Annotated in this window: 19 protein-coding genes and 1 pseudogene; 10 read left to right on the top strand and 10 right to left on the bottom strand. The window is 63.4% G+C overall.

What is annotated here, in order from left to right; translation table 11 throughout:
• The first annotated feature begins 157 nt into the window (after window positions 1-157).
• A complete protein-coding gene (rarD, locus tag AB5975_12000; GenBank protein ID XDR22464.1) occupies window positions 158-1,045 on the top strand; it encodes an EamA family transporter RarD in 888 nt (295 codons plus the stop codon).
• A 335-nt stretch (window positions 1,046-1,380) separates the two neighbouring features.
• On the opposite strand, the gene AB5975_11995 is transcribed toward rarD, so the two are convergent.
• Window positions 1,381-1,899: a glycine cleavage system protein R gene (locus tag AB5975_11995; protein ID XDR22463.1), complete on the bottom strand. Its 519-nt coding sequence runs from the start codon at window positions 1,897-1,899 to the stop codon at window positions 1,381-1,383.
• Window positions 1,900-2,348: 449 nt separating this feature from the next.
• Between AB5975_11995 and AB5975_11990 the strand changes: the two genes are divergently transcribed.
• Window positions 2,349-4,526 (top strand): malate synthase G, encoded by a 2,178-nt coding sequence (locus AB5975_11990; GenBank protein ID XDR22462.1) that lies wholly within the window; start codon window positions 2,349-2,351, stop codon window positions 4,524-4,526.
• Between the two features lie 34 nt (window positions 4,527-4,560).
• Here the strand turns inward: AB5975_11990 and AB5975_11985 are convergent, their stop codons facing one another.
• On the bottom strand, window positions 4,561-5,100 hold the full coding sequence (locus AB5975_11985) for a response regulator (protein XDR22461.1): 540 nt from the start codon (window positions 5,098-5,100) through the stop codon (window positions 4,561-4,563).
• A 116-nt stretch (window positions 5,101-5,216) separates the two neighbouring features.
• Here AB5975_11985 and AB5975_11980 point away from each other — a divergent pair, with 116 nt between their 5' ends.
• The 7 genes from AB5975_11980 (at window position 5,217) to AB5975_11950 (ending at window position 13,526) form a co-directional block, all read left to right on the top strand.
• Entirely contained in the window at window positions 5,217-7,154 is a 1,938-nt protein-coding gene (locus tag AB5975_11980; GenBank protein ID XDR22460.1) for a DUF294 nucleotidyltransferase-like domain-containing protein, read from the top strand.
• Window positions 7,151-7,861 carry a PolC-type DNA polymerase III gene (locus AB5975_11975; protein XDR22459.1) on the top strand — a complete coding sequence of 237 codons (711 nt, stop codon included), beginning with the start codon at window positions 7,151-7,153 and terminating at the stop codon, window positions 7,859-7,861. Before AB5975_11980 ends, AB5975_11975 begins: the two co-directional genes overlap by 4 nt.
• 200 nt (window positions 7,862-8,061) lie before the next feature.
• Window positions 8,062-8,580, top strand: coding sequence for an RNA polymerase sigma factor (locus AB5975_11970; GenBank protein XDR22458.1), 519 nt, complete (start codon window positions 8,062-8,064; stop codon window positions 8,578-8,580).
• Window positions 8,577-9,533 carry a FecR domain-containing protein gene (locus tag AB5975_11965; GenBank protein ID XDR22457.1) on the top strand — a complete coding sequence of 319 codons (957 nt, stop codon included), beginning with the start codon at window positions 8,577-8,579 and terminating at the stop codon, window positions 9,531-9,533. Before AB5975_11970 ends, AB5975_11965 begins: the two co-directional genes overlap by 4 nt.
• 218 nt (window positions 9,534-9,751) lie before the next feature.
• Window positions 9,752-12,184 (top strand): TonB-dependent siderophore receptor, encoded by a 2,433-nt coding sequence (locus tag AB5975_11960; protein XDR22456.1) that lies wholly within the window; start codon window positions 9,752-9,754, stop codon window positions 12,182-12,184.
• Window positions 12,185-12,240: 56 nt separating this feature from the next.
• Window positions 12,241-13,353, top strand: a complete 1,113-nt coding sequence (locus AB5975_11955; protein ID XDR22455.1) for a PepSY-associated TM helix domain-containing protein — start codon at window positions 12,241-12,243, stop codon at window positions 13,351-13,353.
• Window positions 13,350-13,526, top strand: a complete 177-nt coding sequence (locus AB5975_11950) for a hypothetical protein (protein ID XDR22454.1) — start codon at window positions 13,350-13,352, stop codon at window positions 13,524-13,526. The genes AB5975_11955 and AB5975_11950 overlap by 4 nt, the downstream gene beginning before the upstream one ends.
• 44 nt (window positions 13,527-13,570) lie before the next feature.
• Here the strand turns inward: AB5975_11950 and AB5975_11945 are convergent, their stop codons facing one another.
• The 8 genes and pseudogenes from AB5975_11945 to glnE form a co-directional block, all read right to left on the bottom strand.
• Window positions 13,571-15,013, bottom strand: coding sequence for a lipopolysaccharide kinase InaA family protein (locus AB5975_11945; protein ID XDR22453.1), 1,443 nt, complete (start codon window positions 15,011-15,013; stop codon window positions 13,571-13,573).
• Complete coding sequence (locus AB5975_11940; protein XDR22452.1) at window positions 15,013-15,765, bottom strand: lipopolysaccharide kinase InaA family protein; 753 nt, start codon at window positions 15,763-15,765, stop codon at window positions 15,013-15,015. Before AB5975_11940 ends, AB5975_11945 begins: the two co-directional genes overlap by 1 nt.
• Window positions 15,762-16,496, bottom strand: coding sequence for a lipopolysaccharide kinase InaA family protein (locus AB5975_11935; protein ID XDR22451.1), 735 nt, complete (start codon window positions 16,494-16,496; stop codon window positions 15,762-15,764). The genes AB5975_11940 and AB5975_11935 overlap by 4 nt, the downstream gene beginning before the upstream one ends.
• Window positions 16,496-17,302, bottom strand: a complete 807-nt coding sequence (gene rfaP, locus AB5975_11930) for a lipopolysaccharide core heptose(I) kinase RfaP (GenBank protein ID XDR22450.1) — start codon at window positions 17,300-17,302, stop codon at window positions 16,496-16,498. Before rfaP ends, AB5975_11935 begins: the two co-directional genes overlap by 1 nt.
• On the bottom strand, window positions 17,299-18,423 hold the full coding sequence (locus tag AB5975_11925) for a glycosyltransferase family 4 protein (GenBank protein XDR22449.1): 1,125 nt from the start codon (window positions 18,421-18,423) through the stop codon (window positions 17,299-17,301). The genes rfaP and AB5975_11925 overlap by 4 nt, the downstream gene beginning before the upstream one ends.
• A pseudogene (waaC, locus tag AB5975_11920) lies at window positions 18,423-19,480 on the bottom strand (lipopolysaccharide heptosyltransferase I). The gene AB5975_11925 and the pseudogene waaC overlap by 1 nt, the downstream one beginning before the upstream one ends.
• The gene (gene waaF, locus AB5975_11915) at window positions 19,481-20,530 is read right to left on the bottom strand and encodes a lipopolysaccharide heptosyltransferase II (GenBank protein XDR22448.1); all 1,050 of its coding nucleotides are present in this window, start codon (window positions 20,528-20,530) and stop codon (window positions 19,481-19,483) included. It lies immediately after the preceding pseudogene.
• Between the two features lie 133 nt (window positions 20,531-20,663).
• A complete protein-coding gene (gene glnE, locus AB5975_11910) occupies window positions 20,664-23,597 on the bottom strand; it encodes a bifunctional [glutamate--ammonia ligase]-adenylyl-L-tyrosine phosphorylase/[glutamate--ammonia-ligase] adenylyltransferase (GenBank protein ID XDR22447.1) in 2,934 nt (977 codons plus the stop codon).
• A 383-nt stretch (window positions 23,598-23,980) separates the two neighbouring features.
• On the opposite strand from glnE, the gene aceE reads away from it, so the two are divergent.
• Window positions 23,981-26,626 (top strand): pyruvate dehydrogenase (acetyl-transferring), homodimeric type, encoded by a 2,646-nt coding sequence (aceE, locus tag AB5975_11905; GenBank protein ID XDR22446.1) that lies wholly within the window; start codon window positions 23,981-23,983, stop codon window positions 26,624-26,626.
• Window positions 26,627-26,628: the final 2 nt, after the last annotated feature.

Here is a 26,628-nt window from a genome sequence, read left to right as displayed (position 1 = left end):
TCGATGCAGCGATCATTGCCGGTTCAGGTATCAATGTCACGACCTCCAAAAACCAGGGCCAAGCCCTCGTTCCCACATTTAATTCGTCGCAGCACAACCGGCCAACCTGTGCTGAAATACCCCGCGCTATATTTAGCTAGCTGAGCAAGGATTCTGCATGCACGCCGCAAACCCGCGTCGCGGGTACACTTTGGGCCTGAGCGCCTACATCATCTGGGGCCTGTTCCCCATTTACTTCAAGGCGATACAGAGCGTCCCGGCGGTGGAGATCATCGTCCACCGGGTGCTCTGGTCAGCACTGTTCGGCTCGCTGCTGCTACTGGTGTGGAAACACCCCGGCTGGTGGCGTGAGCTGCGCGACAACCCACGCCGGCTGGGCATCCTGGCGTTGAGCGGGGCACTGATCGCCGGTAACTGGCTGACTTACGTGTGGTCGGTGAACAACGGGCGCATGCTTGAGGCCAGCCTGGGTTACTACATCAACCCGCTGATCAATGTGTTGCTGGGCATGCTGATTCTTGGCGAGCGCCTGCGCCGCCTGCAATGGCTGGCGGTGGGCATGGCCGCCGTGGGTGTGGCCCAGCAGGTGTGGCAAGTGGGCAGCCTGCCTTGGGTGTCGCTGGTGCTGGCACTGAGCTTTGGCTTTTATGGGCTGATCCGCAAGCAGGCACCGGTGGCCGCACTGCCGGGGCTGGTGGTGGAAACCTGGATGCTGGTGCCGCTGGCCCTGGGCTGGCTGCTGCTGCACCCGGCGGCGATGAGTGCCCAGGGGGCGTTCTACACCAGCAGCGAAGCACTGTGGTTGATGGCTGCCGGGCCAGTAACGCTGGTGCCGCTGGTGTGCTTCAACGCTGCGGCGCGGCACCTGCCGTATACCACCCTGGGCTTCTTGCAGTACCTGGCGCCGACCTTGGTGCTGTTGCAGGCGGTGCTGTTGTTCGATGAGCACCTGTCGTCGAGCAACCTGATAGCGTTCATGTTCATCTGGGCGGGTTTGGCGATTTACAGCGTCGATGCCTGGTTGAGTTTGCGCAAACGCAGCTGATCAAAAAACAACCAAAACTCTGCAGGCCATGTGGGCCGTGCCCTGCAGAGACATCTCCAAAGGTTATCCACACCCTCGTCCCCGTGCTTTGTGCACAAGCTGCTGATATTTGGGTGTTTTTTGAACAAAACCGTGTAAGGCTGATGGTACCTGGGCTGGAGAGGTACACCCCCAGGTTATCCACAGGGCCTTCCCCGTGATATCGGGATAACCGCAGGGGGCTGCTTTGCAGCCCATCGCGACACAAGGCCGCTCCTACAGGGGACCGCGTAACCCCTGTAGGAGCGGCCTTGTGTCGCGATGGGCTGCAAAGCAGCGGCCCCGGCAATCTCGGATCAATCCTCCGCCCGCAACTGCAACTCCACCATCAAGTCATCCGCCAGGCTCTCCAACTTTTGCTGCAGTTCATCCAGCGACAGGGTCAACGGCAGCGCCAGCAACGCATCGGCATGGAAAAGAGGCTCGCTGCTCATCGGCGCAGGCCGCACCTCAGTGGTGAACCGCTCAAGGTTCACCCCCAGATCCGCCAGCAACCGCGTAATGTCTCGCACGATCCCCGGCCGGTCATTACCCACCAGCTCCATGGCAATCGGCTTCCAGGTACACGACGGCTCGATCCCGCTTTCGGCAATCAGCACGCGAATGTCATACCGGGCCAGCCCCTGCAGTGAGGCCACCAGTTCTGCGTAGTTTTCGGCCGGCACCGCCACCCGCAAGATGCCGGCAAACTGCCCGGCCATGCGCGACATGCGGCTTTCCAGCCAATTGCCACTGTGGTCGGCGATGCACTGGGCAATGCGTTCGACCTGGCCGGCCTTGTCAGGGGCAATAACAGTCAGTACAAGATGATCCACAAGCCCTTCCTCGTGTCGAACCGCGCCGGGCGGCAGAAAATCGGGGGATCGACTCAGTATAGGCAAGGCGCGGCAACCTGCCGCAGGGCAATCCGCACAACGAATCGTGTACTGTTTCAAGATTTATCTGGAACAATCCACCTGTTTTTTGCGAACATACCCACTCCCAGCGTGACCATACGCGACCAACGGGTCGCAGAACGGCGCTTTTAGTCTGATTTTGCCCCGCCTACTGCTTCATGTAGTATCCCGTGGCGCGGACTACAAAACGTCGTTTGGATGTCTGCCAAGGCGCCTGTGAAAATACGCACACTGCCCGCCAGCCCGTCTGGCCGGCCGCACCCAGCCGCGCCCGGCACAACCGGGGAGCACGCACGGGTGCCGTGTTTAGAGAAGCGCTACAGGCTTAATACAGAAGAGCGAAATAGCTGAGCAGAGTGAGGCAAGCAATGACTGGATACGTTCAAGTCGGTGGCCTTCAGGTCGCCAAGGTCCTGTACGACTTCGTGAACAACGAAGCCATCCCAGGGACCGGCATCGTCGCCGAGCAGTTCTGGGCGGGTGCAGAGAAGATCATCAATGACCTCGCTCCAAAGAACAAAGCCCTGCTCGCCAAGCGCGACGAGCTGCAAGCCAAGATCGACGCCTGGCACCAGGCACGCCAAGGCCAGGCCCACGACGCCGTAGCCTACAAAGCATTCCTCCAGGAAATCGGCTATCTGCTGCCACAAGCTGACGATTTCCAGGCCACCACTCAGAACGTGGACGAAGAAATCGCCCACATGGCCGGCCCGCAGCTGGTGGTGCCGGTAATGAACGCCCGCTTCGCCCTGAACGCCGCCAACGCCCGCTGGGGTTCGCTGTACGACGCCTTGTACGGCACCGACGCCATCAGTGATGAAGGCGGCGCCGAAAAAGGCCAGGGTTACAACAAGGTCCGTGGCGACAAGGTCATCGCCTTCGCCCGCGCCTTCCTCGATGAAGCCGCGCCACTGGCCGCTGGCTCGCACGTCGACTCCACCGGCTACCGCATCGAAGGCGGCAAGCTGGTTGTTGCCCTCAAAGGTGGCAGCAACAGCGGCCTGCGCGACGACGCCCAACTGATCGGCTTCCACGGTGACGCCGCCGCACCGACCGCTGTGCTGCTCAAGCACAACGGCCTGCACTTCGAAATCCAGGTCGATGCCAACACCCCGGTCGGCAGCACCGACGCCGCCAGCGTGAAAGACATCCTGATGGAGTCGGCACTGACCACCATCATGGACTGCGAAGACTCGGTTGCCGCCGTCGACGCCGACGACAAGGTCGTTGTCTACCGCAACTGGCTGGGCCTGATGAAAGGTGACCTGGCCGAAACCGTGAGCAAGGGTGGCAAAACCTTCACCCGCACCATGAACCCGGACCGCGAGTACGCCGCGCCCAACGGTGGCAGCGTGACGCTGCACGGCCGTTCGCTGCTGTTCGTGCGCAACGTTGGCCACTTGATGACCAACCCGGCGGTACTCGATGCCCAAGGCAACGAAATCCCCGAAGGTATCCAGGACGGCCTGTTCACCAACCTGATCGCCCTGCACAACCTCAACGGCAACACCAGCCGCAAGAACACCCGCAGCGGCAGCGTGTACATCGTCAAGCCGAAAATGCACGGCCCGGAAGAAGTGGCCTTCGCCGCCGAAATCTTCAGCCAGGTCGAAGACCTGCTGGGCATGCCGCGCAACACCGTCAAGGTCGGCATCATGGACGAGGAGCGCCGTACCACGGTCAACCTCAAGTCCTGCATCAAGGCGGCCGCCGAGCGCGTGGCGTTCATCAACACCGGTTTCCTCGACCGCACTGGCGATGAAATCCACACCTCGATGGAAGCCGGCGCCGTGGTGCGCAAGGGCGCCATGAAGAACGAGAAATGGATCGGCGCCTACGAGAACAACAACGTCGACGTTGGCCTGGCCACCGGCCTGCAAGGCCGTGCGCAAATCGGCAAGGGCATGTGGGCCATGCCTGACCTGATGGCAGCCATGCTCGAGCAGAAAATCGCCCACCCACTGGCCGGTGCCAACACCGCCTGGGTGCCGTCGCCGACTGCCGCCACCCTGCACGCCCTGCACTACCACAAGGTGGACGTGCAGGCGCGTCAGCGTGAACTGGCTTCGCGTACCCCGGCCTCGGTGGACGACATTCTGGCCATCCCGCTGGCCGCCGACACCAACTGGTCGGCCGAAGAAATCCGCAACGAGCTGGACAACAACGCCCAGGGCATCCTCGGCTACGTGGTGCGCTGGATCGACCAGGGCGTGGGTTGCTCGAAGGTGCCGGACATCAACAACGTCGGCCTGATGGAAGACCGTGCCACCCTGCGCATCTCCGCCCAGCTGCTGGCCAACTGGCTGCGCCACGGCGTGGTCAGCCAGGAGCAGGTGCTGGAAAGCCTCAAGCGCATGGCCGTGGTGGTTGACCAGCAGAACGCTGGCGACGCCCTGTACCGTCCGATGGCGCCGAACTTCGACGACAACGTCGCGTTCCAGGCGGCCGTGGAGCTGGTAGTGGAAGGTGGCAAGCAGCCGAACGGCTATACCGAGCCGGTGCTGCACCGCCGTCGCCGCGAGTTCAAGGCGCGTAACGGGTTGTAAACCGCAAGGGGCCGCATTGCGGCCCCTTTCTGCTTCACTGCATTTTCAGTTCTTTTTTCACCAGTTCCAGCAGCTTGCCCAGGTCCACCGGCTTGAGCAGGAAATCCACCACTCCCAGGTGCATCACATCCACCGCCTCTTTCACATCGGTGTCGCCCGACACCACGATGATCGACAACGCCGCCCACTTTGACTCGCGTATCTGGCGGATCAAGTCCATCCCGTCCTTGGGTTCCATGCGCAAATCCGTGATCATCAGTGCGATTCTGGGTTCCCAGTGCAACTTCCAAAAAGCCTCCTGGGCACCATCGGCGGTCATGCTGTCGATACCCCTGCTTTTCAGGTAATAGCCTAGAGCCTCGCTGTTCACTGGGTTGTCATCAACGATCAACACCAACGGTTTTGGCGCGACAGGCGCACTCACCACGGCCAATGCCTCGCGTTCGGCGTCGCTCAGGATGTCGGTTTGCTCAGGCATGGCCATCTCGTCAAAAAAATTCTGCTTCAGCATTAGGACCGCATTACTTGCGTAACCCGTTTCGCCTTTCGTCGGGTCTCTGACAGGGGTACTCATAGACTTACGTCCAATGGGCACCACCCCGCCGCAAGCCGACCATGGAGGCAGAAAACAACAGGGCCGGCACCTATATATAGATATATATAGTTCGGCGTAGCGATACGGTCAGTTTCATGAGCAAAAAGGACGCCTACAGCCAGGCGGGCAGGACAGCAGTACTGCAGAACATTCAAGGCACCCTGCAGTTTCTGCAGCGCTTTCCGCCGTTCAACCAGATGGAGCACAGCCACCTGGCCTACCTGGTCGAGCAGTGCCAGCTGCGCTTCTACGCCGGTGGCGAAAGCATCGTCAAACCTGCCGATGGGCCGGTCGAGCACTTCTACGTCGTCAAGCAGGGCCGCGTGGTTGGCGAGCGCCAGCACCTGGTCAAGCCTGGCGTGGAGACCACCTTCGAAATCACCAGTGGCGAATGCTTCCCGCTGGCCGCCCTGCTGGGCGAGCGGGCGACCCGCACCGAGCACCTGGCCGGTGAAGACACCTTCTGCCTGCAGTTGAACAAGGCCGCGTTCATCCGCGTGTTCTCGATGTCTGAAGTGTTTCGGGATTTTGCCCTGCGTGGAGTGAGCAGCCTGCTTGACCAGGTCAACCAGCAAGTACGCCAGCGTGCGGTGGAAACCCTCGGCACCCAGTATTCGTTGAACACCCCCCTGGGCGAACTGGCCATGCGTCACCCGGTGGTGTGCAGCGGCGACACGTCCCTGCGCGAAGCCGTGCGGCTGATGCACGAGCAACAGGTGGGCAGCATCGTGGTGGTCGACCCGCAGCGCTACCCCACCGGCATATTCACCCTGCGCGACCTGCGCCAGGTGGTGGCCGCGGAGGATGCCGACCTGGGTGCGCCCATCGACCGGCACATGACCGCCAAGCCGTTCTACCTCAGCCCCCAGGCCAGCGCCTTCGACGCTGCCATGGCCATGACCGAGCGGCATATTGCCCATGTGTGCCTGGTGGAAAACCGGCGCCTGTGCGGGGTGGTTTCCGAGCGCGACCTGTTCTCTCTGCAACGGGTCGACCTGGTGCACCTGGCGCGCACCATTCGCCATGCGCCTCGGCTGGATACCCTGGTCTCGCTGCGCGGTGAAATCAGCCAACTGGTCGAGCGCATGCTGGCCCATGGCGCATCGTCGACCCAGATCACCCAGATCATCACCCTGCTCAACGACCACACCGTGTGCCGGGTGATCGAGCTGGCCCTGGCCGAGCGTGGCGACCCCGGCGTGCCCTTCAGCTGGCTGTGCTTTGGCAGCGAAGGGCGACGCGAGCAGACACTGCATACCGACCAGGACAACGGCATCCTCTTCGAAGCCATCGACAAGGCCGAGGCCGACGCCATCCGCGCCCGCCTGCTGCCACTGGCGCAATACATCAACCAGTGCCTGGCCCAGTGCGGCTTTACCCTGTGCAAGGGCAACGTCATGGCCGGCAACCCTGACTTGTGCCTGTCGCGCAGCGAATGGGCGCGGCGCTTTGCCGGCTTTGTTCGTGAAGCCAGCCCGGAAAACCTGCTGGGTTCGAGCATCTACTTCGACCTGCGGGTAGTGTGGGGCGACGAACAAGGCTGCGAGCAACTGCGCCAGGGCCTGCTTCAGCAGGTCGCCGACAACCGCATCTTCCAACGCATGCTGGCCGACAACGCTCTGCGCCAGCGCCCGCCGGTAGGTCGCCTGCGCGAGTTCGTGCTGACCCGCCAGGGCAACGACAAGGCCGCCACCCTCGACCTCAAAGTCCAGGGCCTGACGCCCTTCGTCGATGGCGCCCGCTTGTTGGCCCTGGCCAATGGCATTGGCGCCTGCAATACCCTGGAACGCCTGCGCCAATTGGTGGCCAAGGGCGTGATCGAGCCGCTGGACGGCGCCGCCTATGAAGAGGCCTACCACTTCATCCAGCAGACCCGCATGCAGCAGCACCAGCGCCAGACCCGCGACAACCTGCCGTACTCCAACCGGCTTGACCCGGACAACCTCAACCACCTGGACCGGCGCATCCTGCGCGAATCCCTGCGTCAGGCCCAGCGCCTGCAAAGCAGTCTGGCCTTGCGGTATCAGCTATGAGCCTGTTCGCCTGGCTGCGCCCCAGTGCGCCCGAACTGGACTCCATCACGCGCCAGCGCCTGGCCCGACACGCCAAACCGGCGCCCCTGGGTGTGTGCAGTTTGCGCGAGCAGCGCTGGGTGGTGCTGGACCTGGAAACCAGCGGGCTCAACCCCAACCGTGACCAGGTGCTGTCGATCGGGGCGGTGGCCATCGAGGACGGTGCCATCGACTTTGCCCAGCAGTTCGAGCGCACCTTGCACCGGCCGTTGCAGAAAACCAACGCCAGCGTGCTGATCCACGGCTTGGGCCCCAGCGCTCTGGCTGCAGGTTGCGACCCAGCCGAGGCCTTGCTGGATTTGCTCGATTTCATGGGCGACAGCCCGGTGCTGGCGTTTCACGCGCCATTCGACCAGCGCATGCTGGCACGGGCGTTGAAGGAAAGCCTTGGTCATCGCTTGCAATCTGTTTTTCTCGACGTTGCCGAGCTTGCGCCGATGCTCAACCCCGACACGGTGTTGCGCGAAGCCGGGCTGGATGACTGGGTGGCGCGCTTTGGCTTGCAAGTGGAAGAGCGCCACCACGCCAGCGCCGATGCCCAGGTGACTGCAGAGCTGGCACTGATCCTGTTCAGCCAGGCCCGGCGCCAGCAGTTGGACAGCCCGTTGCAGCTGGAACAGCGACTGCGCAGGTGGCGGCGGCGCAACGTGCAAAGTCACGGTTTGTAGGGTTTGAGTGCGGCAGGGCCTGTCAAATCGAGCGCCGCCCGGGGGCGCTCGATTTCACAGGCGCTAAAACACTCAAGCCAATCCCATCACCCTTCCCCATGATGGCAATCCGATAAGCGTCCATTGCACCCACCCCCTCCCCTCTGCAACAATCGCGAATAATTATCGTTAGTTAATACATTCGTTCCGGGGGACGCTGCTTGTCTTCTGCACAGAGCCCACACGCCGATCTGGTCGATTCGCTGTACCGCGACCATCGCGGCTGGCTGCTCGCCTGGCTGCAACGCAGCATGGCCTGCCGCCAACGTGCCGAAGACCTGAGCCAGGACACCTTCGTGCGCCTGCTGGGTCGCGAGCGACTGGACACACCCCGCGAACCCCGCGCCTTTCTCGCCGCCGTGGCCAAGGGGCTGATGTTCGACCACTTTCGCCGCGCCGCGCTGGAACAGGCCTACCTGGCCGAGCTGGCGCTGATCCCGGAAGCCGAACACCCCTCGCCAGAAGTGCAGCACCTGATCCTCGAAGACCTCAAGGCCATCGACCGCCTGCTCGGCAAGCTGTCGAGCAAGGCCCGCGCGGCGTTCCTGCATAACCGGCTGGACGGCATGGGCCATGCCGAAATCGCCGAGCGCCTGGGCGTTTCGGTATCGCGTGTGCGCCAGTACATCGCCCAAGGCATGCGCCAGTGCTACGTGGCCCTGTACGGGGAGCCGACGTGAGCAACGCACCGGTTTCGTCCCGGGTACTGGAAGCCGCCATCGCCTGGAAACTCAGCCTCGACGACGCCAGCGGCACACCGGATGAGCGCAACGCGTTCATGCGTTGGCATGCCGCCAGCGAAGAACACGCGCGTGCCTGGCGCCAGCTGGGCGCCATGGACCAACGTGTCAGTGCTGCGGCCGGCCCGGCACGCCAGGCCCTGCTGCAATCGCGTGTCGGCCTGCGGCGACGCATCGGCAAGGTTGGCGGCGGGCTGGCCGGTATGTTCCTGCTCGGTTCGCTGCTGGCCTGGGTCGGTGCCCCGTCGCTGGCGCCCAGCTACTGGCTGGCCGACCAGCGCACCGCCACGGGCGAACTGCGTACCTTGCGCCTGGAAGACGGCACACTGCTGAGCCTGAACACCCACACCGCCGTGGATATCGACTATGCCGGCGAACAACGGGTGATTGTGCTGCACCAGGGCGAAATCTCGGTCGAAACCGGCCACCAGGACCCGCGCCCGCTGCTGGTGCGCACCGACGACGGTCGCCTGCGGCCATTGGGCACACGCTTCCTGGTACGCCGCGAAGCTGAAGGTACACGCCTGGAAGTGCTGCAAGCCTCGGTCGCCGCCATGCCGCATAACAGCGGCGACGAACACGTGCTGCGTGAAGGCCAGCAAGTGCTGATGAATGCCAACGGCCTCGGCCAGGTCGGCACGGTGCCAGCCGGTGCCGATGCCTGGACCCGCGGCATGCTGGTGGTCGACAACGTGCGCCTGGGCGACCTGCTGGCCGCGCTGGGCCAGTACCGCAGCGGCTACCTCGGGGTGGACGCCAGGGTCGCCAACCTGCGCGTGACCGGCAGCTTCCCGCTGACCGACACCGATCTGGCGCTGGCATCGCTAGTGCCGGCATTACCGGTGAAGATCGAGCGGCATACCCAGTGGTGGGTCAACGTCGTTCCCAAATAAACCCGCACCGCCCTCATCGCGGGTGACCCCTTTCCCACAGCCCCCCACCCGTTTCAGGCCGTGTGAAACACCTGTGGGGGCGGGTTAACCGCGAAGCGGCCAATGCAGGCAAAAACCAATTTCAAATAATTCTCACTTTTTTTCAGATTCACCCTGTCACTTTTCAAATCTCGCTCGGCAAGGAAGCAGCAAGCACTTACCCGTCGAGGAACCGCCGCATGTCCCGTGCCGTAGATCGTATCCTGCGCCCCAGCCTGATGGCCCTGGCCATCGCCGTGGCCGCACCGCTGGCCAGCACTGCCTTGTTCGCCGCCGAGCAGTCCGCTCCGCGCGCCTACAACCTGCCCAGCGCGCCACTGGCCACCACCCTCAACCAGATCGCCAGCCAGGCCGGTATTGCCTTGGCCATCGACCCGGCACTGGTCAGCGGCCGCTCCTCGGCCCCGGTAAGCGGCCAGTACGACGGCCTCGGCGCCCTGCAAGCCGCCCTGCGCGGTACTGGCCTGCAGTTGCAACAGAGCAGCGCGGGCAGCTACAGCCTGGTGGCCGTCCCGGATGGCACCCTGGCGCTACCAGAAACCACAGTAGACGCGGCGAGCGTTTCTGAAAACGCCTGGGGCCCGGTAGACGGATACCTGGCCAAGCGCACCGCCGCTGGCACCAAGACCGACACCGCGCTGGTCGAAGTCCCTCGCTCCATTTCCGTCGCCACTCGCGAGCAGATGAAAGACCGCGGCGTGCACAGCCTGGATGATGCCGTGCGCTACATGCCTGGCATCGTGTCCGCCAGCTTCGGCAGCGACACGCGCTACGACTGGATGCGCGTGCGCGGTTTCGAGCCCACTCAGTTCCTCGACGGCCTGCCACTGCCACGCGGTGTGTACGCCAACCCGAAAGCCGAAACCTGGAACCTCGACCGCCTTGCCCTGTTGCGCGGCCCGGCGTCCTCGCTGTATGGCCAGACCCCACCCGGCGGCCTGCTGGACATGGTCAGCCGTCGCCCACAAGCAGAAAGCGAGCATGAGATCGAACTGCAGTACGGCAGCGACAACCATCGCCAGATCAACTTCGCCAGCACCGGCAAAATCGACGATGAAGGCCGCTTTCTGTATGGCGTCAGTGGGGTAATCCGCGACGGCGGCACGCAGATCGACCACATCGACGACAAGCGCTACAACATTGCCCCGAGCCTGACCTGGAACATCGACGAGGACACGACGCTGACCTTGCTCACCCAGTTCACCCGCGACGATACCGGTGCCACCAGCCAGTTCCGCCCTATCCAGGGCACCAAGATCGACATGCCATTCGGCAAAATCTCGCACCACAAGAACCTCGGTGACCCGGACTACGAGTTCTACGACCGCACCTATTACGCGCTGGGCTATGCCTTCGAGCACCGTATCAACGACGTCTGGCAGTTCCGTCAGAACCTGCGCTACACCAAGACGGACTTGTCGTTCCAGACCATCACGCCCGGCAGCTATTACGAGCCCGGTGGCCCGGTGAAAGACGATGGCACGGTCAGCCGCATGTCCACCAACACGGACGAAGACATCAGCCAGTTCGCCGTGGACAACAACTTCCAGGCCGACTTCACCACTGGCGACATCAGCCACACCCTGCTGCTCGGCCTGGACCACCAGCGCATCAACACCAATTACCTGTCGATCTTCGGCTTCAACGTGCCGGACAGCAATGTCATCAACCCGGTCTACGGGGTGCCGATCACTCGCCCGGACCGCTCCACGGCGTTCTACGACTACAACCAGAAATCCCGTCAGACCGGCTTGTATGTCCAGGACCAGATGGCGCTTGGCAACTGGCGCCTGACCTTGGGCGGTCGTGAGGACTGGGTGCATACCGGTACCAAGTACTTCAACCAGGGCGATGCCACCAATACCCAGCGCGACAAGAAGTTCAGCGGCAACGCGGCCATCAGCTATGTCTTCGATTCGGGCTTCGTGCCGTACCTGTCGTATGCCGAGTCGTTCCAACCTACCAGCAATGCCAGCGCTTCAGCGACCGAGTCGCTCAAGCCGACCGAAGGCCAGCAGTGGGAGCTGGGCATCAAGTACCAACCACCGGGCTCCAACACCCTGCTGTCGGCAGCCGTGTATGACCTGACCCAGAAGAACGTCTCGGTCACCAACAACGTCGGTGGCGTAACCGTCACCAGCCAGACCGGCGAAGTGAAAGTTCACGGCCTGGAGCTTGAAGCGGTTTCCGACGTTACCGAAAACCTGAAAGTGATTGCCGCTTACACCCTGGCAAAATCTGAAGTACAGGACGGCCTGTACAAAGGCAACCGCCTCCAGCTGATGCCGAACCAGCAAGCCTCGGTATGGGGTGACTACACCTGGCACTCCGGCGTGCTCGACGGCTTTGGCATTGGCCTAGGCGCGCGTTACACCGGCAATACCTATGGCGACCAAGGCAATACCTACCTGGGCAAGGCCAAGGCCTACACGGTGTTCGATGCATCCGTGCACTACGATCTGGGTCGCCTGGACACCAGCCTGAAGGGCGCGTCGGTGGCGGTCACTGCCACCAACCTGTTGAACAAGGATTACCTCTCTACCTGTGACTCGTACTACTGCTACTACGGCGATGAGCGCAGCGTTGTCGCCAGCGCCACTTACAAGTTCTGAGTGAGCTGGGGCCGCTTTGCGGCCCCAGGCTCCAACAGACAACAATCGGTACCGTGATGAAAAGCCCAACCATCCGCCGCTGGTCCGTGATCCACACCTGGAGCAGCTTGGTCTGTACCCTGTTCCTGCTGTTACTGGCAATCACCGGCCTGCCGCTGATCTTCCACCACGAACTCGAACACCTGCTCGGCGACGCCCCCGAACTGCGTGAAATGCCAGCAGGCACCCCACACCTCGATTTGCAGCAGCTCGTACTCAAAGCGCAGCAGCACCGACCCGGCGAGGTCATGCAGTACTTTGGCTACGAAGAGGACGAACCCAACGGCGTGGTGGCCATCACCGCCGCCACCGCTGGCACCGACCCCAACCTGTCGCACACCTTCATGCTCGACGCCCGCACCGGCGAAGCAGTGGCAATGCCCGCCGCCAATGGCGGCTTCATGATGGTGATGCTGCGCCTGCACGTGGACATGTTCGCCGGCTTGCCCGGCAAACTGCTGCTGGCCTTCATGGGTGTATTGTTCATCGTCGCGATCGTTTCTGGCACCGTGCTCTATGCGCCGTTCATGCGCCGCCTGGACTTCGGCACCGTGCGCCACGAAAAGTCCCGCCGCCTGCGCTGGCTGGACCTGCACAACCTGATTGGCGTGGTCACCCTGGCCTGGGCATTGACGGTAGGCGTGACCGGTGTGATCAGCGCCCTGTCCGACCTGGTCATCGCGGCTTGGCGCAACGACAGCCTGGCCGCCATGGTTGCCCCCTACCGCGACGCCCCGCCGCTCACCGAGCGCGCACCCGCCACACGCCTGCTGGAAATTGCCGAACAGGCCGCCCCCGGCATGCGCCCGGATTTCATCGCCTTCCCCGGCACGCGCTTCTCCAGCGAGCACCACTATGCGGTGTTCATGAACGGTGCCACGCACCTGAGCTCGCACCTGTTCACGCCGGTACTGATCGATGCCCGCACCCTTGAGGTGACAGCGGTCGGCGAGCGCCCCTGGTACATGGACGCCATGGGCCTGTCGCAACCCTTGCATTTCGGCGACTACGGCGGGCGGCCGATGCAAATCCTCTGGGCGGTGCTCGACGTGCTGACCATCATCGTGCTCTGCAGCGGCCTGTACCTGTGGTGGGGCAAGCAGCGCAAGCCCAGGGAGGCGCGTGCATGAGCCACAAGTCGCAAACCACTGCGCGCATTTTCGCCTGGCCGGCGCTGATCGCCTTGCTGGGCGCCCTGGGGCTGTTCGCCGCCTTGCTCGGTGATGGCGGCTGGGATGGATTGTCCTGGCTAGGCCTTGGGCTACCTGCGTGGTTCTCGATACGCGGCCTGTGGCGCCGCTGAGGTAGCCCGCTGAAACCGGGTGTTGCCGAACGATTACCCGCGGATCATTCGGCCAGCTTGGGCAGCAGCCGGTCTAGCCGCTGATGCAAGGCACTGCCGCTCGGCCAGTTACGCAGCAGCCGCGCCCGGTCACGGGCGTAGGCCGGGGCGAAGCTGAGCTGGGTAGCGTGCTGGCACATGGCGTCGAGGTCGATCAGCGACCACCGGCCGTTGTCCCAGAACAGGTTATGGCCCTTGAAGTCGCCATGGCTGATGCGTTCGCGGATCAGCTGCTGCATCACATGCACCAGGGCGTCTACCTGTTCCTCCGGTGCATCGCCGTTCTCCACGAACGGTGCGAAACACGCGGTGAGGTCCGGGCCATCGACGTACTCGGTCACCAGGTAAGCACGGCTGCGCAGCCCCATGACCCGTTGCTCCAGCACCGCCAACGGTTTGGGTGTGGCAATGTCGAGGAACTCCAGACGATGGCCCTCGATCCACGAATGCCAGGCACGGCTCGGGCGCCAAAAGCGTTTGAACCAATGCGCGGTGTTCTTGATGTTGTAGCGCTTGAGCACCAGCTGACGACCGTTCACTTCGATGCGTGCCACACTGGCGGCGCCACCGGTCTTGTACAGATGGCCCTTGTCGATCAGCGTATCGGCCTGCGCCAGCACCGGCTGCATGGCACTGACTTCACTGCGGCGGATCGCCTGCAACCCCGAGAGGCTGCGCTGGACGCTGAACAAGCTGCACTCGCGGCCGGCCTTTTCCAGGTAGTCCTTCTGCCGCCAGTTGCGCACCTTGTCTACCTGTTTCTGCAGGGCTTCCAGCGGTAGCGCATGCTCGGCATTGGCCAGCAGGTAGTGCACCAGCAGCTCTTCGATGAACGGCTCCAGGCGCTTGGGCAATTGGGCGAAGAACACGCCGAGGTTTTCCAGCACACGCGGACGCGACAACTGTTGGCCAGGTGTTTCGGCCTTGATGCCAGCGCCGTCGATCAAGTACAACTTGCCGCCATGGCGCAGCAGGTTGTCCAGGTGCAAGTCTTCCTGCCACAGGCCTTGGGCGTGCATGTGCGCAACGGCGGTGAGCGCTTCGCCTAGCACCAGGTGCTGTTCGTCACCCAGCACGGGCAGGTTTTCAACTGCGGCCCAGGCATCGGCCAGGCTTTCGGCACCGTCGAGGAATTCGAACAGCAGCCAGCCGCCTTCGCCTTCCTTGAGGCCGTCGGCCAGCAGCTTGGGCGTGGTCAGGCCCTGCTCGGCCAGCAACTTCACACCTTGCAGCTCGCGCTGGAAATGCCTAGCCGCGTTGCCGCCTACCAGCAACTTGGCCAGCACCGGGGTGCCGCGCCACACACCAGCGCCCACATAACGCTGGCCTGGCAACACGCGCAGCAAGCTGAGCAGTTGCAGGTCAGCGCTGCCAGCGGCATCGGCCAGGGTGATGCTCAGCGGCAACGACGGGTTGCGGCCGGCATCTTTCAATTCAGACAAACGCATCAGCGGGCCTCTTTTTCACGACGGCGTTGCGTCAGGCGTTGCAGCCAGGTATTCACCAGCGAACCATCGGCCGGCTGTGCCAGGTACGTGGCCAGCAAGGTACGCACATCCTGCTCGCTCCAGGCCTGGGCGCGGCGCAGCAGCGGCTCCAGGTCCTTGAGGCGGTCGCGCATGCCGAACAGCAATGGCCGGGTCTTTTCCAGGTCGATCAACTGCGCGTCCCAACCGTCGCGGCGTTGGCGCAGGAAGATGTGCTTGGGGTAGAAGCAGCCATGCACCTGGCCGGCGCTGTGCAGTGTGCGCGCCAGCTGGCCGCAGGCCTGCAGGATACCGTTGCGTTCGGCGTCGCCCAGCTGTGGCCATTGGGCCAGCAGGCCGTCGAGGTCGGCCCACTCGTCCAAAGCGCGGGTCATCAGGATGGCCCGGTGCTTGCCGCCCTGCTTGCGCTCACCATAGAACACTGCCTGCAACGCAGGAATGTGCAGCTTCTGGTAGCGGCTGATGTTGCGAAACTCACGGGCAAAGGTCGGCTCGCCGAACGGCCGGTGCAGGGTGCGGGTCAGGTAGTCGCTCTGGCGCTTGAGGTAGTAGCCCTTGCCTTCGAGTTCCAGGCGAAACACGCTGCTCCAGCCGCCACGGCCGGTGTTGGGTTCGTCCACAGCCTCGAGTTGCAGCGCCCACAGCGCCTCGAAGTCGTCCAGGCCATGGCGTTTGAGCAGCGCGAGGTCCGCGCTGGCCAGGTAATCGGTCATTCCCTTCCCTCGAAAAAGCCCAATACCTGGCGAATGCGCTTCTTGTCGCGCACATTCAGCCGGTCGCGGCCACGGTATTGCAGGTAGAAGCGCAGGCGTTGGGTGGCGGACAGGTGGTATTTGGCCACCTTGTCCAGGCATGCCAGGTCCTTGATCATCCGGTGTCGCCACATGAAACCGCGCCAGAAGTCGCCGGTGGGGCAGTCGATGAAGAATAGCGTGCCCTGGTCATCGACCAGCAGGTTGCGCCACTTCAGGTCGTTGTGGGCGAAACGGTGCTCGTGCATTACCCGGGTATGGCGCGCCAGCTGACGGCTGACATGGTCGACCCAGGCACGGTCGGCCAGGCGCGCATCGTGGCGCTCGGCCAGTGCCGACAGGTCTTCGGTGCGCGGCAGTTCACGGGTGATCATCGCCCCACGGCCAAATGCCAGGCCGTTGCGCTCCAGGCCCCAGGCCACCACCTCAGCAGTGGGGATGCCCCACTTGGCGAACTGTTTGAGGTTCTGCCATTCGGCCTTGATGCGCGGCCGGCCCAGGTAGCGACGCATGTGCTTGCCGGCCCCGGTGTAGCGCTTGACGTAGTAGTTGACCCCGCTGCGTTCGATACGGACCACTTCGCTGAGCGGGTCGCGGGTCAGGCGTTCGCCCTGGATGGCAAATACCGCATCGAGGCTGCCGAAGTCCGTCGCCAGGTGTTCGTAACCCGGCGCCAGTGTCCAACTCGCCATCAGAGTGCATCCCCATAGCGTTGCTTGCGATCGTAGAGTTTCTGCGCCTTGCGCTCCAACCAGGCGAGCAACGCGGCTTCGTCCTTGAGGACTTGGCGCAGCGGGCGCTGGAAGTAACCGCGCAGGAAACGCAGCTTGTCGCGCTGGGTCAGGCCGATGTCCAGCGCCGAGAAGTACAGCGCGGCCAGGTCCTTGTCACGCCAGCGGCGGCTGATTGTCGCCCGGGTTTGCGCGCGGTGCAGGTCGATCACCGACAGTTTGAAGTCATCCGCCGTCACCGGTCGGTCGGTGTGCAGCAGGAAATGGCAGATATAGCAGTCGCGGTGGTTGACCCCAGCGCGGTGCATACCGCCAGTCATCTTCGCCACTTCGGCGATCAGCGCGCGCTTCAGGCGCGGCTCGGGCGGCTGCTTGACCCAGTCGATGCTGTAGTCTTCAAGGCTGATGGTTGGCGCCAGTTCTTCGGTGATGATGAACGAGTGCTGCGTGGCCGGGTTGCTGCCGCGCTCGCCGTAGGCGACGGCGGTCATGGTCGGCACACCCACCTCATGCAGGCGCTGGATGGCCCGCCACTCCTGGCCGGCGCCGAGCACTGGCAGCTTGGCCGTGAACAAGTTCTTGAAGATTTCGCCCCAGCCAATGCCGCGGTGGATCTTGACGAAGAACCCCTCGCCCTCCACCTCGGTACGCAGCGTGCGGCGCCCTTCCAGTTCGCGATAGACCTCGCCTTGCAGCGCTTCTACGGCGTCGAAGGCATCACGCCCGGCCCACAGGCGTTTGAAGGGTTCGGCCACTATCAGCTTCATGCGGTTTTCTGCCCCAGGATCACGTCGGCAGCATGCTGCGGCATGCTGTACAGATCGGCGGTTTCTGCATATGCCAGGCCGTTGCGCGACCAGCTGGCGCGGGCCTGCGGGTCTTCGAGCATGCGCTGCAAGTAACCGTTGAGCTGTTCCTGCTCGAACGGCTCGTCCAGCACCAGGCCACTGTCGGCCTCGGCGATGTAGTGGGCGTAGCCGCACACCTTGGACACCAGCACCGGCAGACCGGCCACCAGCGCTTCGAGCAGCACTGTACCGGTGTTCTCGTTGTACGCCGGGTGAATCAGCAGGTCGGCACCCAGCAGGAAGCGCGGAATGTCGCTGCGGCCCTTGAGGAACTGCACCTGGTCGCCCAGGCCCAGGGTGGCGCTTTGCAGCTGGAACACCTTGGGGTCGTCCTGGCCGATCACCATCAGCTTCGTGCGTTTGCGCAGGGCCGACGGCAGCGCGGCCAGGGCCTTGAGGCTGCGGTCCACACCCTTGGTCTTGAAGCCCGAACCAATCTGAACCAGCAGCAGGTCATCCTCGCCCAGGTTGAATTCCTTGCGAAACTCGGCGCGAATCTCGGCGGCATTGGCCGGCGCACGGCGGTCCTGGGAAATACCCGGTGGCAGCAGGTGGAAGCGTTCCACCGGGGTGCCGTAGTGCTTGATGAACAGCGGCTGCTGCACTTCGGAAATCATCAACACTTCGGTATGGGCGTCCTTGGCGAACACCGCGCGCTCATACTCGGCAAAGTGCCGGTAGCGGCCCCAGCGGCGGTACAAGCCACCGCGCAAGGTCTGCGCCTTGTCCTCGAAGCAGCCGTCGGCAGCGTAGTACACATCCAGGCCCGGCATTTTGTTGAAGCCGATCAGGCGGTCGACCGGGCGCTTGGCCAGGTCGGCGGCCATCCAGGCACTGAGTTTCTCATTGCGGCGGTGGTTGAAAATCGCTTTCACCGGCGCCACCAGCACTTCGAAGCCCGGCGGAATGTCACCCTCCCAGATCAACGTGTACACACGGATCTGGTGGCCCCGCTTCTGGCATTCCAGGGCAATGCGCATGAAATCGCGCTGCAGCCCGCCGAAGGGGAAATATTTGTAAAGCACGAAAGCCAGTTGCATCAACGGACATCCTCAGCCAGCAGCAACGCGCTCAAGCGGCCCGCCACATGCTCGGGATTCAGGCGAGTGAAGCACAGCGGCCACTCGCGTTTCAGATCGAACCGGCGCAGGTCGTCGGCGCTCGGTTTGTAGGTGCACTTCTTCTGCAGGCAGGGAGCGCATGGCCAGTCACTGGCCTGGTGAATCTGGGTCCGTCCGTAGGCGCCAGTCAGGCCCGGGTTGGTCGGGCCGAACAGCGAAATGGTGGGCACATCGAGTGCCGCCGCCAGGTGGCCAAGGCCGGTGTCGACCGCCACGCAGGCTTTTGCCGCCGCCAGTACGCGCGCGACGCCGGCAAGGTTCAATTTGGGGAGCACCTGGCAGTTGTTCAAGCCCTGAGCGATACGCTCGGCCCGCGCCTTCTCGGCCGGGTTGCCCAGGGCAGACGCACTTCCAGCTTACGCCGGCCCATGCGCTCGGCCAGTTCGCGCCAGTAGGCTTCGGGCCAATGTTTGGTCGCCCAGGTGGTACCGTGCAGGAACACCACATAAGGCGCAGCCGGCGGCAACTGCAGGCGGTCGAGGTCCAGGCCGTAGTTGCCAATGCCCTCCGGCAGGTCGTAGGCCAGGGCCATGGCGAACAGCTGGCGTACCCGTTCCACGGCGTGTTGGCCGGTGGCAACCGAAAGGCGTCGGTCGTAGAAGCGGCTTGCCCAGCCTTCGCGTGCCGAATAACGGTCCAGGCCGGCGACCGTGGCCTTCACGTAGCGGGTCAGCCAGGCCGACTTGACCAAGCCCTGGGCATCGATAACCAGATCGTACTTGCGCTCGCGCACCCGTTGCTTGAACGCCTTCCACTCACCACTCTTGATGGTTTGCCACACGTTCTTGCGCCAGCGGCGGATGGCCACCGGGATCACTTGGTCGACCGCCGGGTGCCAGCTGGGGATTTCGGCGAAGCCTTCTTCAACTACCCAGTCGAAACGGATACCCGGAATGGCATGAGCGGCATCGGTGAGTGCCGGCAGGGTGTGGATCACATCACCCAGCGACGAGGTCTTGATGATCAGTACCCGCACTTAGTCGACCTCGGCCACGGTATCGATCAGGTCCGGCCCGCTCAGGCTGTGCAGGGCGGCGATGACTTTGCCCGGTTCCAGCAGGCGCAGGCAGTTGTAGTGGCCGAAGCGGCAGGTGCGGTCAAAGCATGGGCTGCACTCGATGCCCGTGCGCACTACTTCTACCTGTTCGGCCAGCGGCGGGGTGAAGCCGGGCGAGGTCGAGCCGTACACCGCCACCAATGGGCGATTCAGGGCTGCGGCCACGTGCATCAGGCCGGAGTCGTTGGACACCACGGCATGGGCGCAGGACATCAGGTCGATGGCTTCGGCCAGCGAAGTTTCACCGGCCAGGTTGGACGATTCTTCACGGAACCCCGGGATCAGCCGGTCACGTATCTGCTCGCCGACCGGGTGATCGTTCTTCGAGCCGAACAGCCACACCTGCCAGCCCTGGCGGATCATCGCGTCGGCCACGGCGGCATAGTGCTCGGCGGGCCAGCGCTTGGCCTCGCCAAACTCGGCGCCAGGGCACAGCGCCAGCACCGGGCGGTCCAGCTCCAGGCCGAACTTGGCCAGGGCGGCGTCACGGCTTTGCGCTTCGATCTGCAGGCTGGGGCGCGGGTACGGCTGCGGCAGCTCAGCGCCGGGGGCGTAGGCCAGGGCCATGAAGCGCTCGATCATCAGCGGGTAGCGGGCCTTGTCCAGTTTGCGCACATCGTTCAACAGGCCGAAGCGCATTTCGCCGCGCCAGCCGGTGCGTTTGGGGATGCCGGCAAAGAACGGCACCAATGCCGACTTCAGCGAGTTGGGCAGCAAAATGGCCTGGTCATACTGGCCGGCCAGGGACTTGCCGATGCGCCGGCGCGTGGCCAGCTCCAGCGCGCCGTGGCCGAGCGGGAAGCTCAAGGCCTGGCGCACTTCAGGCATGCGCTCCAGGATCGGCCGGCTCCACTCGGGGGCCAGTACGTCGATCACGCAGTCGGGGTGCTGCTGTTTCAGGCACTGGAACAGGGTCTGCGCCATCACCATGTCGCCGACCCAGCTGGGGCCAATGATCAGTATTCTCATGCTTAGTCCAGAAACGCTCGGGGAGGCTACAGGCTGTGGTACAGCCTGGCCTCCCCTCTTTATATTCAGGCTATGTGGCGGACAGTGTACCACTCAGGCAGGTCCATGGCTGATCGCGGCCCCTGCGGGACCTTCAAGCCAACCCCAATTCACCCCAGATCCGCCGCACTTCGCGGCGCTCGTCGGCAAACTGCGCCGCATCGATCACCCCGGCCTGCTTCTGCAAAGCCTGGCGGTGCGAAGCCGAGCGGAACGCCTTGTACACTTCACGCAACAGCACCGCGTCACTGGCCGGCATCAAGTTCGCCTGCTCCAGCTCTTCCAGAATGCGGATGTTATCGGTCCATCGGAGTATGGCCGGGTGGTCGTGGGACCAGGCCAAAGCGGCGTATTGCACCATAAATTCGATATCGACGATACCGCCTGCATCCTGCTTGATATCGAAGGGCACACCGGCCTCGAAGGCGTTGGCCGCAGTACCGGCAGCCGTCGCCTTGGTACCCAGGTTGTCACGCATCTTGGCGCGCATGTCACTCACTTCGCCGCGCAGTTTTTCCAGGTCGCGGGGCTGGCCGAGCACCTTGGCGCGCACACCTTCGAACGCCGTGCCGACCTGCTTGCAGCCCACCAGCACCCGCGCCCGTACCAGCGCCTGGTGTTCCCAGGTCCAGGCCTCGTTCTGCTGGTAACGCTCGAACGCGCCCAGCGAGCTGACCAGCAGCCCCGAGGCGCCGGACGGGCGCAAACGCATGTCCACGTCATACAGCTGGCCCGAGTTGGTCTGGGTGGTCAGCAAGTGAATGATGCGCTGGCCCAGGCGCGTGAAGAACTGCGCGCTGTCGATCGGCTTGGCGCCGTCGGTTTCGGCCTGCGGGTCGCCGTCATGGATAAACACCAGGTCCAGGTCCGAACCGTGGCCAAGCTCCAGGCCGCCGACCTTGCCGTAACCAATGATGATGAACCCGGGGTCGCACAGGCTGCCGTCGCTGCGCTTGGGCTGGCCGTGGCGGGCCACGGTCTGGCGCCAGGCCAGGGCCAGCACCTGGTCGAGAATGGCTTCGGCCAGCCAGGTCAGGTAGTCGCTGACTTTCATCAGCGGCAGGTTGCCGCTGATTTCCGAAGCAGCTACGCGCAGGCTATGGGCCAGTTTGAAGTGGCGCAGCGCTTCCATCTGCTGCTCGAGGTCGTCCTCGGGGATACGCGTCAGGCGTTCGCGCAGCTCACTGGCCAGCTCTGGCGCCAAGGGCGGGCTGAACAAGCGGCCTTCATTGAGCAGCTCATCAAGCAGCAGCGGGTAGAGCGCGATCTGCTCGGCAATCCATGGGCTGGCAGCGCACAGGGTCAGCAGGCGGCGCAAGGCACCTGGGTTTTCGGTCAGCAGCACCAGGTAGGCCGAGCGCCGCGCCACGGCCTCGACCAGCGGCAACACCCGCTCCAGCACCAGGTCGGGGTTGTCATGCTCCACCGCCTGGGCCAGCAACCGTGGAATAAATGCGTCCAGGCGCTCACGGCCAATGCGCTGCATCGAGCGCAGCTGTGGGCTGGAGCGCAACCCGGCCAAGCGCCGCAAGGCCTCGACGGGCTGTTTGAAGCCGGCTTCTTGCAGCTGCCGGCCAGCGGCTTCTTCATCCTGCGCCTGCTCCCACAGCGGCGACCACTCGCCCCCCACCACCAGCTCGCCCTCGCCGTCTTCATCATCCGGGTCGGCGATGACCTGGCGGAAGTGCCAGTCGATACGGCCACGCCAGTACATCAGCTGGTCGTGGAAGCTCTGCCAGTCGGCAAAGCCAAGGATATACGCCACCCGCGCCTGGTCGGTCTCGCTCTCGGGCAGCATCTGCGTCTGGCGGTCGGCGATGGCCTGGATGGCGTGCTCGGTGTAACGCAGGAATTCATAGCCCTCGCGCAGCTCGGCGACCACTGCCGGCGGCAGATAACCCTGGCCTTCCAGCGTGGCCAGCACTTTGAGCAACGGCCGCTGCTGCAGGCTGAGGTCGCGCCCGCCGTGGATCAGCTGGAAGGCCTGGGCGATGAATTCCACCTCTCGGATGCCACCGGCACCCAGCTTGATGTTGTCGGCCATGCCCTTGCGCCGCACTTCCTGCTGGATCAGTTGCTTCATGGTGCGCAGCGCTTCGATCGCGGAAAAATCCAGGTATCGGCGGTACACGAACGGGCGCAGTACTTCCTGCAACTGCGCGCCGGCGGCCTGGTCGCCCGCCACTACCCGCGCCTTGATCATCGCGTAGCGCTCCCAGTCGCGGCCCTGGTCCTGGTAGTACTGCTCCAGTGCGTTGAAGCTGAGCACCAGTGCGCCGGCCGAACCATACGGGCGCAGGCGCATGTCGACGCGGAACACAAAGCCGTCGACGGTCACTGGGTCCAGTGCCTTGATCAGCCGTTGGCCAAGGCGGGTAAAGAACTCCTGGTTATCCAGCGAGCGCTTCACCCCTTCGGTTTCGCCGCCTTCGGGGAAGCCGAAGATCAGGTCGATGTCCGACGACAGGTTCAGCTCCACCGCCCCAAGCTTGCCCATGCCCAGCACCACCATGTGCTGCGGCTGGCCGCTGCGGTTGCCGATGGGCGTGCCGAACTGCTGGCAATGGCGCGGATACAGCCATTGGTAGGCTTCGTCGATGGCCGCATCGGCCAGGTCCGACAGGTCGCGGCAGGTTTCGCCCAGCTCGGCTTGGCGGGTGATGTCGCGCCAGATGATGCGCAGCTGCTGGCGGTTGCGCGCGCGGCGCAGGTTACGCGCCAGTTCGTCTTCGCTCTGCGCCGCCTGGGCAGCCTCGGCAATTTGCCCGCGCAACTCACCCGGGGCGTAACGCCGCTCCAACTCGCCACTGGCCAGCAGGGCAAACAGCATGGCCGGGTCGCGCTGGGCCACCCCCAGGACATAATCGCTGGCGGCGGCAACCTGATCGAACTGTTGCCGATGGGCTGGGCTCCAACCGTTCAGGTCAAGATCGGGGTGGGCAGCCACGGCATCGCTGATGAATTGCCGGTTGCGAACGACCAGTGGTTGCAGGGTGACGGGCAGATCGGAGGGCAAAGGTAGGCGCATGGTCTATCCTTGATCGGCGTGAAATAGAGGGGGAAAAGCGGCCAAGGGGAAGCCGGACCACGGTTGGACTGTCGTACAAAAGTTGGAAATAGCTGAAAAAAACGAAAACTTGGCAACAAACATCAAGAACCACCCGTTCGCGACACAATGCCAACCAACATGAACGTTTTTCCTCACAAGCCAAGGTGCGACCAAACGTCGCACAAATGTAGTTTTACTACTACTCGTGTCGTGCAAAAGCATGAAATGCGAACGCAAATGTAGTAAAACTACAACGCGCCGGAAGACACCCCGGTAATCCAAGAATTCACGACGTCTGCCCATAAGGCCAGTCGCAATCTCAGGCAATCGATTCTGGTTGCCTTTCCGCCCTGGAGCAAGCCATGCAAGACCTCGATCCAATCGAAACCCAGGAATGGCTGGATGCCCTGGAGTCGGTCCTCGACAAAGAAGGCGAAGACCGCGCTCATTACCTGATGACCCGTATGGGCGAGCTGGCCACCCGCAGTGGCTCCCAGCTGCCGTATGCGATCACCACGCCATACCGCAACACCATCCCTGTCACCCACGAAGCACGCATGCCTGGCGACCTGTTCATGGAACGCCGCATTCGCTCGATGGTGCGTTGGAACGCCTTGGCCATGGTCATGCGCACCAACCTGAAAGACTCGGACCTGGGCGGACACATCTCCAGCTTCGCCTCCAGTGCCACCCTGTACGACATCGGCTTCAACTACTTCTTCCAGGCCCCGACCGAAGAACACGGTGGCGACCTGATCTTCTTCCAGGGCCACGCTTCGCCAGGCGTCTACGCCCGTGCCTTCATGGAAGGCCGCATCAACGAAGACCAGATGAACAACTTCCGTCAGGAAGTGGACGGCAACGGCCTGTCTTCGTACCCGCACCCATGGCTGATGCCTGACTTCTGGCAGTTCCCGACCGTATCGATGGGTCTGGGCCCGATCCAGGCTATCTACCAGGCACGCTTCATGAAGTACCTGGAAGCCCGTGGCTTCATCCCGGCCGGCAAGCAGAAGGTCTGGTGCTTCATGGGCGACGGCGAGTGCGACGAGCCGGAATCCCTGGGCGCAATCGCCCTGGCCGGCCGTGAGAAGCTGGACAACCTGATCTTCGTCATCAACTGCAACCTGCAGCGCCTCGACGGCCCGGTTCGCGGCAACGGCAAGATCATCCAGGAACTCGAAGGCGTGTTCCGTGGCGGTGGCTGGAACGTCAACAAAGTCGTCTGGGGCCGTTTCTGGGACCCACTGCTGGCCAAGGACACCAACGGTGCCCTGCAGCGCCGCATGGACGAAGTCATCGACGGCGAGTACCAGAACTACAAAGCCAAAGACGGCGCGTACGTTCGTGAGAACTTCTTCAACACCCCAGAGCTCAAGGCCATGGTCGAAGACCTGTCCGACGAAGAGATCTGGAAGCTCAACCGTGGCGGCCACGACCCGTACAAGGTCTACGCGGCCTACCACCAGGCTGTGAACCACAAAGAGCAGCCGACCGTCATTCTGGCCAAGACCATCAAGGGTTACGGCACCGGTGCTGGCGAAGCCAAGAACACCGCGCACAACACCAAGAAGGTCGACGTCGACAGCCTGCGTCACTTCCGTGACCGCTTCGACATCCCGGTCAAGGATGCCGACCTTGAGAACCTGCCGTTCTTCAAGCCGGAAGAAGGTTCCGCCGAAGCCAAGTACCTGGCCGAGCGCCGCGCAGCCCTGGGTGGGTTCGTGCCGCAGCGCCGTGCCAAGAGCTTCAGCGTACCGACCCCATCCCTGGAAACGCTGAAAGCGATCCTGGACGGCTCGGGCGACCGTGAAATCTCCACCACCATGGCCTTCGTGCGTATTCTGGCGCAGCTGGTCAAGGACAAGGAAATCGGCCAGCGCATCGTCCCGATCATCCCGGACGAAGCCCGTACCTTCGGTATGGAAGGCATGTTCCGCCAGTTGGGCATCTACTCCTCGGTCGGCCAGCTCTACGAGCCAGTCGATAAAGACCAGGTGATGTTCTACCGCGAAGACAAGAAGGGCCAGATCCTCGAGGAAGGCATCAACGAAGCCGGCGCCATGTCGTCGTTCATCGCTGCCGGTACCTCGTACAGCTGCCACAACCAGCCGATGCTGCCGTTCTACATCTTCTACTCGATGTTCGGCTTCCAGCGTATTGGCGACCTGGCCTGGGCCGCTGGCGACAGCCGCACCCGTGGCTTCCTGATCGGCGGTACCGCCGGCCGTACCACCCTCAACGGTGAAGGCCTGCAGCACGAAGACGGTCACAGCCACATGATGGCGGGCACCATCCCGAACTGCCGCACCTACGATCCAACCTACGGCTACGAGCTGGCGGTGATCATCCAGGACGGCATGAAGAAGATGACCGAAGAACAACAGGACATCTTCTACTACATCACCGTGATGAACGAATCCTACCAGCAGCCAGCCATGCCGGCCGGTGTCGAGGAAGGCATCATCAAGGGCATGTACCTGCTCGAAGAAGACACCCGCGAAGCCGCGCACCACGTACAGCTGATGGGCTCCGGCACCATCCTGCGCGAAGTCCGCGAAGCGGCGAAGATCCTGCGTGAAGAGTTCAACGTCGGTGCCGACGTGTGGAGCGTCACCAGCTTCAACGAACTGCGTCGCGACGGCCTGGCCGTGGAACGCGCCAACCGCCTGAAGCCTGGCCAGAAGCCACAGCAGACTTACGTCGAAGAATGCCTGAACGGCCGCAAAGGCCCGGTCATCGCCTCTACCGACTACATGAAGCTGTTCGCCGAGCAGATTCGCCAGTGGGTACCGAGCAAAGAGTTCAAGGTTCTGGGTACCGACGGTTACGGTCGCAGCGACAGCCGCAAGAAGCTGCGTCACTTCTTCGAAGTCGACCGCCACTTCGTGGTGCTGGCTGCCCTGGAAGCCCTGGCTGACCGTGGCGAGATCGAACCTAAGGTTGTTGCAGACGCTATCGTCAAGTTCGGTATCGACCCGGACAAGCGCAACCCACTGGACTGCTGAGG

Source organism: Pseudomonas putida (genome assembly GCA_041071465.1).
In the GTDB taxonomy this organism is placed as follows: domain Bacteria; phylum Pseudomonadota; class Gammaproteobacteria; order Pseudomonadales; family Pseudomonadaceae; genus Aquipseudomonas; species Aquipseudomonas putida_P.
Note: the sequence above shows the minus strand (reverse complement) of the source record. Positions and strands in the feature narration are given on the sequence as shown.

What these genes read in the sequence shown, in the direction of transcription:
- rarD (XDR22464.1), top strand. Translation starts at nt 158, where the DNA reads ATGCACGCCGCAAACCCGCGTCGCGGGTACACTTTGGGCCTGAGCGCC.
- AB5975_11990 (XDR22462.1), top strand. Translation starts at nt 2,349, where the DNA reads ATGACTGGATACGTTCAAGTCGGTGGCCTTCAGGTCGCCAAGGTCCTG.
- AB5975_11985 (XDR22461.1), bottom strand. Translation starts at nt 5,100, where the DNA reads ATGAGTACCCCTGTCAGAGACCCGACGAAAGGCGAAACGGGTTACGCA.
- AB5975_11980 (XDR22460.1), top strand. Translation starts at nt 5,217, where the DNA reads ATGAGCAAAAAGGACGCCTACAGCCAGGCGGGCAGGACAGCAGTACTG.
- AB5975_11975 (XDR22459.1), top strand. Translation starts at nt 7,151, where the DNA reads ATGAGCCTGTTCGCCTGGCTGCGCCCCAGTGCGCCCGAACTGGACTCC.
- AB5975_11960 (XDR22456.1), top strand. Translation starts at nt 9,752, where the DNA reads ATGTCCCGTGCCGTAGATCGTATCCTGCGCCCCAGCCTGATGGCCCTG.
- AB5975_11955 (XDR22455.1), top strand. Translation starts at nt 12,241, where the DNA reads ATGAAAAGCCCAACCATCCGCCGCTGGTCCGTGATCCACACCTGGAGC.
- AB5975_11950 (XDR22454.1), top strand. Translation starts at nt 13,350, where the DNA reads ATGAGCCACAAGTCGCAAACCACTGCGCGCATTTTCGCCTGGCCGGCG.
- AB5975_11945 (XDR22453.1), bottom strand. Translation starts at nt 15,013, where the DNA reads ATGCGTTTGTCTGAATTGAAAGATGCCGGCCGCAACCCGTCGTTGCCG.
- AB5975_11940 (XDR22452.1), bottom strand. Translation starts at nt 15,765, where the DNA reads ATGACCGATTACCTGGCCAGCGCGGACCTCGCGCTGCTCAAACGCCAT.
- AB5975_11935 (XDR22451.1), bottom strand. Translation starts at nt 16,496, where the DNA reads ATGGCGAGTTGGACACTGGCGCCGGGTTACGAACACCTGGCGACGGAC.
- rfaP (XDR22450.1), bottom strand. Translation starts at nt 17,302, where the DNA reads ATGAAGCTGATAGTGGCCGAACCCTTCAAACGCCTGTGGGCCGGGCGT.
- AB5975_11925 (XDR22449.1), bottom strand. Translation starts at nt 18,423, where the DNA reads ATGCAACTGGCTTTCGTGCTTTACAAATATTTCCCCTTCGGCGGGCTG.
- waaF (XDR22448.1), bottom strand. Translation starts at nt 20,530, where the DNA reads ATGAGAATACTGATCATTGGCCCCAGCTGGGTCGGCGACATGGTGATG.
- glnE (XDR22447.1), bottom strand. Translation starts at nt 23,597, where the DNA reads ATGCGCCTACCTTTGCCCTCCGATCTGCCCGTCACCCTGCAACCACTG.
- aceE (XDR22446.1), top strand. Translation starts at nt 23,981, where the DNA reads ATGCAAGACCTCGATCCAATCGAAACCCAGGAATGGCTGGATGCCCTG.